Below are 12,232 nucleotides of genomic sequence, written 5' to 3'. Positions count from 1 at the left end.
ATCTAAGACGTGTGCTTTTATGTCGTTAACGCCATACTAGCAATTCACTTTATAGGAGCAGTTTTTATCTGCGTTTTTACGGTAAGTTGAGCAGCTCCAAAACTTACCGTACTTACCATTTCTCATTTTCATTTCATTCCCACATTTGCATATAGGACGTTCGTCGCCGCAACTTGTATCAATGCAGACTTGAAAGCCCTCTTTAATATCGCGGCTCATTGGGCTGCCACACTTAGTGCAGGGGGTCTCTTTGTGCTTACAGCGTGGATACAGTGAACATGATAAAAATTTCCCGTACTGCCCAACCTTTGGTCTCAGGATGCCGGTTCCGCAACTGTGACAGGTTATCTTTTCTGCCTCTAATTGGATTAGTGATACATCAAATTCCTCAGTCTCTATAGGATACTTCTTCTTCAATAGTTCAGTGACAAACTCACTGGCATCCATCATGTCAGCTAAAAGGTAAGCTTTGTGCTTAGCGCGTGTCAGTGCGACATAAAACAATCTTCGTTCCTCTGCATGAGTGAATTTATCACCTTGAGGAAGAAGAGCATCAACGAGTGGCGGGGTTTGTTTCTCTGATGGGAAACCATGCTTGCCAGTTGTTAGCCCTAAAACAACAACGTACTCCGCTTCTTTACCTTTTGAAGCATGAAAGGATTGATTCTCTATCTCTAGTGTCGGATATCGGTGTTTTAACGTTCTAAGTTGATGAATATCTGGAAGCTGATACCAATATCGCGCGAGCAAGTACACTTTATTTTTGCTCGGTTGTTTTGAGGTTATAACTTGGTTTGCTATGGAGGTCAGAGCTTTGTCTAAAGCAGACATTCCCTCTTCATCACTACTTTGGCGAATAACGCTTACGGCAGGTTTATCGACTTGGACAAGTGATTTAATGTCTTTTTTTAATTGGACAGGGTTCTGAGTAACGAATTGAGTCGCGACTTCACCAATGGAATTATTGAATCGAAACGTCATATCAAGCGTGGTTTCAGACGTGGGACCAAAGTAATTGGAAAACTCGGTGGTAAGTCGTACATCTGAACCACTGAACCGATATATGGCTTGCCAATCATCGCCCACACAAAATAGCGAACATCCAGGTGTACTATCGCGCAACGCTTTGACTAGTCTTGCTCTTGGCTCTGAAATGTCTTGGAATTCATCCACCAATAGGTATTTCCAAGGTGAACTGAATCTGCCGGTTTGTACGTAATCTAGTGCTTTTCCTATCATGTCATTGAAGTCAATAACTTGATGATCATGTAAGTATCTTTGATAGCTATGATAGAGCGGCATCAAAAGCTCTAGAGCCTTTTCGGTTTGCTTCGGGTCAAGCGATTCATTGATGATCCGTTCTACGCCGCTATCGTCCAGACAGGCGGCTTTGTACATATCGACCAATGCCGTGAGCAATCGAGCGAGTTCAGTCACTTGTCCCATCTTCTCTAAGTTGCTGAGTAACACATCATCAGGAATAGGGTTAACGTCAACGTTACGGGACAATAGCTCTTGCTCTAACGCATTTAACAGCTTGCCCTTTTTGTGCTGGTGGTAAAACACTTCGACATACCCAGTTTCATATTTCTTGTGGGTTTCACGTTTCCAAGCAATGCTTTGGTGGTAACGTTCTTGATTAACATAGGGGGCAGTGTTTCCGTTTTCATCGGTTCCGTAATATTCGATATAGATATCGTAATCAGGAAGGTAAAAATCGGGTTCGTATTGACGATACTCTTCTGTTGCGACATCAATTCGATACTTGGCCTCATATTGATAATTAATCCCCTTTCTAAATAGCCAGTTGGCTATGACCATTTCACCAAAACTTTTGACTTGTTCTCCTCTCATGGAGCGAATGTCATTGTCATTGAGATATTTGAGGTAGGCACCTTGAGAGCTAAAATCCCAAGGGCTTTTGTCAACGTAATAGTAAGAGCTGAAATATTCGAGTAGAGCCTTGCGATAATCACTGTTTCGCATGAGTGTCTCTATTTGATCATTCATCCATTTTGCTTTGGCTTTAGGGCTGTCTTCTAGCTTGGATAGACTCGGTTTTTTTCCTTCCACATCAGAGATGATTTTTATACCAAGGCTGTGAAACGTACTGGCTTTTACGTCATCTAGCCCGAGTTTTTCTTTGATGCGTTCGTCCATTTCTAATGCGGCAATTCGACCATAGGCAAGCATGAGTATCTCGCTTGGCTTAGCTTGCTCACTTTTCACTAAATAGCCTGTTTTACCGACCATAACGCTGGTTTTACCGGTTCCAGCGCCAGCAAGGAGAAGGTTGTTATCATTATCGGTCACACAAGCAATTCGCTGCTTTTGGGTCAGTGGGTTTGACTCCACCGAATCAAAAAAATCTTGATAGTGTGTAAGTTGCTTTTGTAGATAACGCTGCCGTATTTTATCGATATCGGAAGATGTCCAATTATGTATGTTGCTGAGTTTATTCGCTGTTTCTTTTGCTTGTTCTGATAGACCTTCAACTTTATCCCAGCCTTTCCAGCGTTGAATTTCTTCGTTAACGAATGCCCTAATACTGTTTACTGTGGAATCTCTAATAAATGTGGCAGTGCATTGGTAATAAGCGTCACTGAGGAAACTTTGCAGACGCTCTGCGTTTTTATTTCCCCAAAACGTAATAAAATGCTTGGCGTACTTAAAGGGAAGTAAATATCCAAGCATACGATAGCGATATGGTTTCCCTTCAGCGGTAAAACTTAAATTTCCACCGTCTAGGGCAAGCGTAAACGTAGGTGGTGAATCCAACTGTTCCCAAAAAAACTGATTTTCTGTTTCATCTTGAAGCACTCTAATCCCATCATTATCCACTTGAACTAGGAGCTCCTTCTTGAAGAAGCGAGCCAAAGGGTTTGATGTGAGTGTCCAAAAAGTCATTGTATGCTGCCAGTTATAATTTGATATGCCTCGAAAAGTTCAAGTAGTGTAACGCATTAGATATACATAAGCAGTTGAGCTAGGTTGGGTTTCTACGATCCAATGAAACGCAAGAGTGTAAATAAACTCGGCGGTTTTAGTTTTGTTAGAAGATTGGTATTTGAATGCCTAATCTCCTGTAAGTATTCAGTTAGCTATGATGCGGTAGTTTGTTCACATTGTTCATGTTCATGTTCATGGTTGTTTATACAGTGGTTTTAATGATTTAATACGGCGTCTAAGACAGTCATTACTCAAAGGGAGAGAGTTGTGAACCCGCTTAAGCGCCGTTTCCTGCATTTGTCAGAGCTCACCGATAAGACCTATCTCACGCAAGGAGATGTATTTGACGCCGTTAATAACCACTTAATGGCGTTATGTGCAGTAACCCAAGGTCAGAATTTCGGAGGTTACATTTCCCGCAGTGAGCGAGTCGTCGTCTCCATTTTCGATTATGGCGGCGTTGTTCGCTTGTCGATGCCGATGTCCAAACGCTTTACTGTTTCACTGGAAACGCATACTTGCGAAGATATATTGATTTTGGAGCCTGACCGTGTGTACCGTTGGCGTTCGGTTAACCAAGCGTTTAATGGTGTTCAGGAAGCGAGTTTTTCCTATAAAAACGCCAGTTTTAAACAACCGACAGGCCCTTTTCTTGCCAGTACGGAAATCAGTACTGACTTGACCGTAAACAGTGTACTTGGTAAGTACGCTGGAATGCTCTCCCGACTCATTCCCAATGAAACCACTGAACAAATCGCCAGTCAATACCCTGATACGGGTGGTCAGCGACTGAAAATCAAACCGCTTTCGGTTAAACCAGAGCAACTGTACATTGATATCGACGATTTAATAGGTGTGTTTGGCGCTGAAAGCATTAAGGTGTCCGGTTACGGTTCGGTTATCGAAAGCACTTCGAGTACTACGTCAACGGTTAACCCAACGGTAGGTTCAACGGTTAAAAGTACTGAGTCAATGCACTTAAGTTCGGTTAACGCACTTCCTAACGCCCCATTAGACTCGGTTAGTCAACGCACTGATGTTCGGTTAGGTTCGGTTACCCAACCGTTACTCACACACCCCATTGCATTAATCGCGTATCGTATCCTTCAACGTAACGCTCAAACAAGAGCCGATAAGATTTGGGCAATGCTTCGGCAAGACGTTAACCAACACGATTTTAACCGACACTATGACGTTGATTTGGTGGTTGAGAGTATTACGCAAGACAGTGTCACTTGGTTTGGGCGAGGGGATAGTGAAAACACCATGTCTTATGATTCGTTTCGTAAAAACGTATTGGTGGATGTCCGTCGATTGGTCAAAGCCGAGCAAGCCGAAAACCTAACGTCGTCGTGAATGTCGTTACTGGCGTCATATGACGTTGTGACCGGTTAAGTTGAAGTCTCAATGAACAACAGGAGATATCAACATGACAACAAGCACCGTTGTGAAACGCGCCTTCACTGAGCAAGAGACTGCTGCTTACATTGGGATGAGCCGCTCTTTCTTACGCCAATCACGAATGGAAGGGCAACGCAAAAACCGCACCATGGCGCCGCCATTCATTAAGATTGGCCGCGCTGTCCGTTACCTCAAAGAAGACCTCGACCAATGGTTAGAAAGTCACACTAAGCGTGACCACCTTTCACAAAAGGAGGGCACCTATGTTTAATGATAGCAACGAGCCCGCCTTCCCTCATGTGAAGTACAAAGAATCAGGGCAACGCATTGTGCTTAATACTGCTGACAATCTTAAGGCGCTACTTGATAGCGCCGGATACGAAGCGAAGCACAACAAAATGACCTTAGAGCCGGATATTTTCAAAGACAACCAATTGTCAGGAGCGCAGGAAGAAGTGCGCAGTGAGCTGATTTCTTTGGCTTCGATTTATTCCATGCCTCGAAGTGCCATTGATGACCACTTTAGCGCGTTGGCTTTAAAGAATCGTTATCACCCAATAGCAGATTGGCTACATGGCACGTGGGACGGTGTAGCAAGGGTTAACGCTGCCTTAAGCTGTCTGAAAGCCAAGCATCCTGAGCTTTCTAATGCGGTGTTGCTACACTGGTTAGTCGGCTGTGTAGCATGTCTATTTGTTGGTAACTTCAAATCCAAATTAGTGCCCGTACTGCAAGGGGAGCAGTCGTTTAAGAAAACGGCATTTGTCGAGCGCATTGCCAACGTGATGCCTAATGCGTTTCTGGAAGGGGCAGAGCTTAACCCTGACAACAAAGACAGCGTGTTATCGGTAATTCGTTCTTGGATTGTCGAACTTGGTGAGTTAGAGCGCTCGACCAAAAACTGCCAAGGCGCACTGAAAGCGTTTGTCACGCGCTCGAAAGATACGGTAAGGCCGCCTTATGCACGTACTGACATCAAGAAAGAGCGTCAAACCAATCTGATTGCGACGGTCAACGGTACGGACTTCTTAAAAGACGAGACAGGGAACACTCGTTACGCGGTGATTGAATTGGTCGATGAAACGGATATGGAGACGTTAAATCACATTCTCGGATGGGAATATCAGCCAACAGGGGAGTTAACCCTTAAAGAGCCCGAGAAACTGCGTCAGTTCTGGTTAGAGCTGAAACACCAATTTATGGTCAAGCACCATCCTTGGATGTTACCTCCCGCGTTACAGGCGCAAGTATCACAGGAATCCGCTAAGTATGTGGACAAAGGGAATTGGTACAACTTATTGAATGACCACTTAGCTGACTGTCACGGCAAAGCAAAAGAGTGGCTTTCTACTAAACAAGTGTGCGAGCTGTTACGAGTCGATGCTTCAAAGGGCAGTGTACTTGGCAAAGCACTGAACCAACTCCATAAGGAAGGGCGAATCGAGAAGAAACTGAAAAACGGCTACAACCAATACCTTTTCCCAACGGTCACTCCCCACATTCCATTTCAGTAAGTTGCCAAATTAACCCCACCTCCCCCACTTGCCTCACTGATTCAGTGGGGGAGGTGGGGTAAGTTTTGAGACTTTGTAATAAATAATTCCTTAAACGTTGTTTGAATCTGAGTTCTGTGAATAACTGTATTTTTGATATAAAACGAATAGAACCAAAGAGTTTAATAGTAAACTAAAGAAAAATGGCTATCGAATTAAAATCGCATGAACTACTACGATGACAACGCTCAAGAGTTATATGATGGAACGATCAATGTAGAAATGACGAGCCTCTATGAACAATTTATCCCGTATTTGAACAAAGGTGCTTGCATTCTCGATGCAGGGTACGGCTCTGATCGAGACACTTTAGCTTTTAAGTCATTGGGCTTTAGAGTTCATGCCATTGATGCCAGTTCAAAGCTCGCCAACCTTGCAGAAAAGTTGATTGGTCAGCCTGTTGAGGTAACTACCTTTCGACATTTTCGGTCGTATGATGAATTTGATGCTATTTGGGCGTGTGCTTCGCTACTCCTTGTTCCTTATGATGAATTAGAACTGGCTTTCAATAATCTATCTGCTCATTTAAAGCCATTAGGAATGTTTTATTGTTCTTTCAAGGATGAAAAAGAGGAAATGGTCGAAATTCTACCAACCATCAAAGATGGGTATGAACGGAAATCGTTGACTCACAACATTCCTTTTCTATCTGGATATCAGGGAAACGTGTGTTTCTACTGCGGCGAACCAATGGGTGACGATATTCATGTTGACCATGTACTGTCGAGGCAATTTATAAATCATGATGAAGTTTGGAAATTGGTGTTAGCTCATGGTGATTGTAATTTATTGAAGTTAGACCGCTTAGTTGGAGAACACTTTATACGTAAACTGATTGCGCGCAACGAGAATATTATGGGAAATAACCATCCTTGGAAAGTTAAGATTCAGAAATGGTTAGGTAATGCTCCAAAGAAAAGAGCAAGCAATTTAAATCGGCACTATAATAATATCAAATCAGTACTAGGGCGTAATTATTGGGGAGGGGAGGCTTTTTACACGCCAGAAAAGATGTGTTTTATCGAAGGTTAATTACAATAATAAATTAGCGTATTGAGTGTTAATGAGCTGAGTATGTATAAATTTAATATTTTTATATGTATCGTTTTCTTATCTTATTTAAGAGGCTATTATGTCGGATGAATCGAGTAAGTTTTTAGAGTTAGAAGCGCTATGCGGTAGTGATGGCTTCATACATGTATACTCATTTTTGTGTCATAGAGACTGTACGTTTGGGTTTCATGGTGGATTAAAAAGTGAAGACTTACATCATCTTTCATCACCAGATAGATTAAATAAGAATGAACTTTCAATGTTACATGGGCTCATGTTAAAGTCTGGATATAACACCATGGATATTACTAGCGATGAACTTATTCGTAATGTTGATTTGGTGGAGAATATTTTAAGAGAAATTCACGATTCTCTTTATGACTTTGGAGACTTTAAATTTAATAATAATAATTATGAAGAACTTTTCTATAAAACTAATTTTATTAGAGAGTCTATATTTTATAGTGCGGAGCAGGCTTTTGATTTTCAATTCGCTTCATTTGCTGTTGAACGATATGAGAAAGATTCCGTGTGGCTTAAAGATAATATTGGGTTTGATATTAAAGAAGCTTATGATATTTATAAATGTTTGCACCAGATTCTAAATGAAAATATAAGCCACTTATTATCATTGAAGGATGGATTTAATAAAAATGAATCTCATCTAAAGTATCACGAAATTTCTATTGAAAAAATAAATGAATTATCTAAGGTTTCAAAAGATAAAATATCTTGTTTCTTGCATGTATTTAGTACAAGTTCAAATGATAAAAATGATTCGTTTAAATCAATAGATGATTTTAACATAGTTAGTACTAAACCAATTGTTAGAGTTGACGATAAATATTATTTATTTCAATTAGGTGCTCTAGCTCAATCATTATACGAAAGTCCAATATTTTGGATGAGAGCTGATAAAAAATATCGTAAGTCAGCTGATGAGCATAGAGGTGATTTTACGGAAGAGTTTACATACAGAAAACTAGTCTCTATTTTTGGTGAAAGTAATGTTTTTAAAAATGTTGATATATTTAGATGTGCTTCGGAAAAAATAGGTGAAATAGATGTTATTGCTAAGTTTGGAAGTAAGTGTTTAGTATTTCAAGCTAAATCAAAAAGTATGACTATTTCTTCAAGAAAAGGGCAGTTAGAGTTAGTTAAAGATGATTTCACAAAAGGGTTTCAAAATGCGTATGATCAAGCCATTTCATGTTCTAATGCCTTAATGGCGGAAGATGTTGTCTTAAAGGATATAAATGGTGAAGAAATAGCGTTTGGGATTAAACCTACAGCTTGTTATCCTGTCTGTATAACATCTGAAAGTTATCCATCTTTAACATTCCAATGTAGGCAATATTTAGAGTATGAAAGTACTACTAGTTTAAAATCGCCATTTATAATGGATGTTTTTTTCTTAGACATTCTATCGGAATTTCTTTCTCAACCATTGTTATTTTTGAGTTATGTTGATAGGCGGACTAGCTATATCGAAAAGCTGATGGCTAGTACTGAAATTGTATTATTATCTATGCACTTAAAAAGAAATCTTTGGATTGATAGTGACATAACATTAATGCATCTTTCTGATGATATAGCATCTGAGCTGGATGCTGCATTTATGGTGCGTAGGCTTGCTCTTACTGGTCAAAAAACTCCTCAGGGGATTATTCAAAAATATACAACAGGTTTTTTTGGTAAGTTACTTTTTCATATACAGAGAGCTGAGAATGATGACCTAACTGACTTAGGTCTTACTTTACTGAAAGGAAGCGGAAAATTTGTTGATTTACTCAATAACGCGGTTGAGAAAGTCCAGTATTTGGCGGTTCAAGATGGGCTTACACATGATTTTAGTGTTCAGCTAGAAGGAGAAAAGTTTGGGTTAACAGTTCATACTATTTCTGGTGAATTTCAGTCTGCTCAAGAGAAACTGATGTCTCATATGCATCTAAAAAAATACACCTTAAAACAGAACGTATGGTTTGGTGTTCTCGTCGAACCAGCCAATCTTGGAATGATTTCAGCAGTATGCAAACTTTCATATCCTTGGGAAAAGGACGATACTTTGGAAATGGCAGCTAATGTATCAGGTATGAATGATAGTGTTAAGGTTGATCCTAAAAACTTTAAAGTAAAGATCGGGCGTAATGATAGATGTCTATGTGGTAGTGGAAAAAAATATAAAAAATGTTGTATGCAATGAGACTAGTTAGCTGAAGCTTCTATATATTGTCAGTTGGCACAAAATTATTTGATAACAATACATATCTGATATTGTTGTACTTTGTGTGTCTATTTTCCTCTTAATGTCACTATTGTTAAGCATTTATAAATGCTTAACAATATTTGTTTTTATATTTCAATTGCTTATAATTAATTTTTGGGGTTTTATTGTTTTGTGCGTACGCCTTGGCTGGGAGTTATGTGTATATGGAGATTATGGTGCAATGTTTCGAATATCCGAGAGTTACTGAATTAGACCTTTTGGTAGCAGAGCTAATGTTTCCAATTTTAGTTGAGGTCGCTCCTACGGGAGGAACGTTGGGTTACAAGCAGCTATCTGATTTGATAAAAGAGCGTAACCCAAACGTTGACGCAATCAAAACCCTACATCATCGCCATATCGGACGCAGACTTGGCACTATTTGGTCATTTACAAAAGGACAAGGCTGCCCCCATATCGGCTCCATCGTGGTGAGTCAATCAGATGGTGAATGTGGGCGCGGAATTGCGTCGATCGTAACGGATTTAGAGCTTGAAAGGAGTAAAGTAAAGCAGTTTGATTGGTCGACAGTAGAGTTTGGCTTTAATTCCTATATTGCTAAAGCTAAGGTTCATAAAAAGGAACTGGAAACTACTCGAAAAAAACTAAATTATGAGGAAGCTAAAGCTCGATTCTTTGAGTATTGGAAGTTAATTAAAGACGAAGTGCCTTTATCTTCAGCTCAAGCTCAGAGTATAAGAAATGCAATGATCCAACATGTTTGTAATGGCTCTTTTCCTGAAGAGGCTTTATCAATTGAACTTCGAAAATTGTCAGGGGAAAATATTCCAAACAGTTCTTTTGTATATCTTGGTGAGTACGTAGACTCTCAGACAAAACAACCAATTTTTGACCAAATAAAAATTGGCTACACAACGAATATTGAAAAAAGAGCGTTCACGTTAGCGGGTGGCGTTAACGGTCCACTAGAGTTTTCCGTTCTTAAATATTGGGAGTTTTCCGGCGTATCAGCGTACGCTATTGAACAGGAATTACACCTTCATCTCAAAGAGATGAGAATGAGGGGTGAGTTCTTTCACAATGAAGACAATTTAGCATTTGAATTAGCCGAAGAATATGTCGCGAAGAACCATTCAGAATCACTGAATGTTGTTTTAGTTGAACAATGTGAATATACTCATTGCTAACGTTTAAGGTTTCAAGATAATTTTCTTATCTGAACGGAGGCCGCTAAGTCATTTTAACTAAGAAGCTTTTGTCCAAAAGTAATCTAATGAGTAGAGATTGCTACGATCTAGTTAAAGTACGGCTTTAGCCAACCTGACGTTAGCTACTTGTGCCTTAGTCTGCATAAGGATTCATCTTTGACAAACTTGGTACCCCAAAAAGGCAGGTAACTACTTGGTGTACCACTACACTCTTTTAGCCCAGCATTTTTCAAGCGGTTTTGATAGATTGATGGAGTGATAAAAACTAAGATTATTGAAAGGGCGAATGCAGCTAACATTGTGTAATTAATAATGTGACCGTATGTATCTTCAAACCGTTTTTCATAGTAAATATAATATACAGCTGTAATGGTAAATCCGAGCATAACAATGCCAAACGGTATTAGGCTAAAGTCAAAACGAGAATATACAGCTACATTTCCGATTTCGTTAGCGAAATTGACTATTTTGCTTAAGCCTAAATAAAAGCATGCGAAAGTTAACCCTGCACCAATAAGGGTCGCTGGAAAAAACTTAGATACTCTTTTAATTTTTTTTATAAAATGGGAAAAACTCATAGTACTCTCGGGGTTAATTCATTTAACGATTTTTTGATGAATCGTTTTACTTCGCTCTCTATCACTTCTTTTCCTGTTTCTAAAACGCCTTCCAGCAACATTTCAGCTAAATCGAGAACGCTATCATAAGCATCTTCTTTTAGTTGCTCTGCTTTTTCAACTGCTTCCTGCTGTGCTTTCTCCAATAATTCAATGACTTTAGGAGTTATACCATAATGCTCATCCAGTTCGTTCAGTACAATAGATGTGGCCAAACCGGCAGCAACAACTACGGCAAGGTTAACCGCCACAAAAGATACAAAGGCTAGTGAGGCTGCACCTAAAGCAGCGGAAACCGCAGAAGAGATGCCGATTTTTATAATATCTGTGGCTAATGAGCCTATTAAATCGGTTAAAAAGATTTCGTCATTTAACGCGTAATCTAAGATCCGAAATCCAGCAGCAACAAATATAGTTATAACGGTTCCTGATTTGATTGAATTAGCTAACCCATATTTACCTATCCCTAGTTGAATCACCTTAGGGTTGTCAAGCCTGTACGTTGTGCCTGTTAATATCCTTCTCAAGCCAGAATAGCCACTCAATTTAATCATTTCGGTGCCAGTTTGGTTGTAGTAGGTCGACATCTTCATACCAAAAGTAGCTTTTAATCCGAGTTTGGTTGCTTTAATTCCATGGACATTAAACTGGGCAATGACCATTGAAGTAGTGACGATATCTTTACCGTTTACGCCATAGTTGATCATGATTTGTGCGCCTGTGGAGGTTGTCATTGATTTCCAAGTCGCTTGAGTATCTTTCCATCCCCAGCTCTGTAGCACTCTAAATGCTTCTTCGAGGGTTAGAAACATCACATGTTCTTGGTTCTCTTGCAGGTTATTACGCAAACTCTCATCAGGTAATTGCTTTGTGTTTATGTACTGACCTGAAGTAAAGTCATATGGCGGCCAATACATATTTTCAGGACTAATATTCGCAGTTCTGACCGGTGGAATCGTGCTTTGTTTTTTTAATGGAGGAAGGAAACCTTTACCAACGCCGGGAGAAATCCTATTAGCCTTCACTTCATTTTGATAGGCAATAGAAGTCTTGGGGAAAAAGGTTTCGGCTTCAGCTTCGGAGTTACTTGATGGATTTTGTTTCTGCTCGTTTTCATAAGCTATCGAGCCTTTAGGGAATATGCTTTCAGGGTTACTCATTGTTATTGCTCAGAAAAGAATCTCAGGATTTCACCTATGCTAACTTTTATAAAAAATAAAAAATGTC

At 39.8% G+C, this 12,232-nt stretch carries 9 protein-coding genes; 6 read left to right on the top strand and 3 right to left on the bottom strand.

What is annotated here, in order from left to right; translation table 11 throughout:
* Positions 1-36: 36 nt before the first annotated feature.
* Positions 37-2,907, bottom strand: a complete 2,871-nt coding sequence (locus M1D72_RS05770; protein ID WP_456294875.1) for a UvrD-helicase domain-containing protein — start codon at positions 2,905-2,907, stop codon at positions 37-39.
* 309 nt (positions 2,908-3,216) lie between these two features.
* On the opposite strand from M1D72_RS05770, the gene M1D72_RS05765 reads away from it, so the two are divergent.
* The 6 genes from M1D72_RS05765 (at position 3,217) to M1D72_RS05740 (ending at position 10,367) form a co-directional block, all read left to right on the top strand.
* Entirely contained in the window at positions 3,217-4,305 is a 1,089-nt protein-coding gene (locus M1D72_RS05765; RefSeq protein ID WP_456294874.1) for a hypothetical protein, read from the top strand.
* A gap of 73 nt (positions 4,306-4,378) precedes the next feature.
* Positions 4,379-4,621: a helix-turn-helix transcriptional regulator gene (locus M1D72_RS05760; protein ID WP_093277252.1), complete on the top strand. Its 243-nt coding sequence runs from the start codon at positions 4,379-4,381 to the stop codon at positions 4,619-4,621.
* Positions 4,614-5,864 carry a VapE domain-containing protein gene (locus M1D72_RS05755; RefSeq protein WP_456294873.1) on the top strand — a complete coding sequence of 417 codons (1,251 nt, stop codon included), beginning with the start codon at positions 4,614-4,616 and terminating at the stop codon, positions 5,862-5,864. Before M1D72_RS05760 ends, M1D72_RS05755 begins: the two co-directional genes overlap by 8 nt.
* Positions 5,865-6,068: 204 nt before the next feature.
* Positions 6,069-6,935, top strand: coding sequence for a methyltransferase domain-containing protein (locus M1D72_RS05750; protein ID WP_456294872.1), 867 nt, complete (start codon positions 6,069-6,071; stop codon positions 6,933-6,935).
* 100 nt (positions 6,936-7,035) lie between these two features.
* Complete coding sequence (locus M1D72_RS05745) at positions 7,036-9,159, top strand: YecA family protein (protein ID WP_456294871.1); 2,124 nt, start codon at positions 7,036-7,038, stop codon at positions 9,157-9,159.
* Between the two features lie 227 nt (positions 9,160-9,386).
* Positions 9,387-10,367, top strand: a complete 981-nt coding sequence (locus M1D72_RS05740; RefSeq protein WP_456294870.1) for a GIY-YIG nuclease family protein — start codon at positions 9,387-9,389, stop codon at positions 10,365-10,367.
* Positions 10,368-10,510: 143 nt separating this feature from the next.
* Here the strand turns inward: M1D72_RS05740 and M1D72_RS05735 are convergent, their stop codons facing one another.
* The gene (locus tag M1D72_RS05735; RefSeq protein WP_456294869.1) at positions 10,511-10,966 is read right to left on the bottom strand and encodes a DUF2079 domain-containing protein; all 456 of its coding nucleotides are present in this window, start codon (positions 10,964-10,966) and stop codon (positions 10,511-10,513) included.
* Complete coding sequence (locus M1D72_RS05730) at positions 10,963-12,165, bottom strand: hypothetical protein (RefSeq protein WP_456294868.1); 1,203 nt, start codon at positions 12,163-12,165, stop codon at positions 10,963-10,965. Before M1D72_RS05730 ends, M1D72_RS05735 begins: the two co-directional genes overlap by 4 nt.
* Between the last annotated feature and the right edge of the window lie 67 nt (positions 12,166-12,232).

It is taken from the genome of Vibrio sp. AK197 (genome assembly GCF_053903115.1).
This window is presented reverse-complemented; position numbering and strand designations above follow the sequence as displayed.

What these genes read in the sequence shown, in the direction of transcription:
- M1D72_RS05730 (WP_456294868.1), bottom strand. Translation starts at nt 12,165, where the DNA reads ATGAGTAACCCTGAAAGCATATTCCCTAAAGGCTCGATAGCTTATGAA.
- M1D72_RS05760 (WP_093277252.1), top strand. Translation starts at nt 4,379, where the DNA reads ATGACAACAAGCACCGTTGTGAAACGCGCCTTCACTGAGCAAGAGACT.
- M1D72_RS05745 (WP_456294871.1), top strand. Translation starts at nt 7,036, where the DNA reads ATGTCGGATGAATCGAGTAAGTTTTTAGAGTTAGAAGCGCTATGCGGT.
- M1D72_RS05770 (WP_456294875.1), bottom strand. Translation starts at nt 2,907, where the DNA reads ATGACTTTTTGGACACTCACATCAAACCCTTTGGCTCGCTTCTTCAAG.
- M1D72_RS05735 (WP_456294869.1), bottom strand. Translation starts at nt 10,966, where the DNA reads ATGAGTTTTTCCCATTTTATAAAAAAAATTAAAAGAGTATCTAAGTTT.
- M1D72_RS05740 (WP_456294870.1), top strand. Translation starts at nt 9,387, where the DNA reads ATGGAGATTATGGTGCAATGTTTCGAATATCCGAGAGTTACTGAATTA.
- M1D72_RS05755 (WP_456294873.1), top strand. Translation starts at nt 4,614, where the DNA reads ATGTTTAATGATAGCAACGAGCCCGCCTTCCCTCATGTGAAGTACAAA.
- M1D72_RS05750 (WP_456294872.1), top strand. Translation starts at nt 6,069, where the DNA reads ATGAACTACTACGATGACAACGCTCAAGAGTTATATGATGGAACGATC.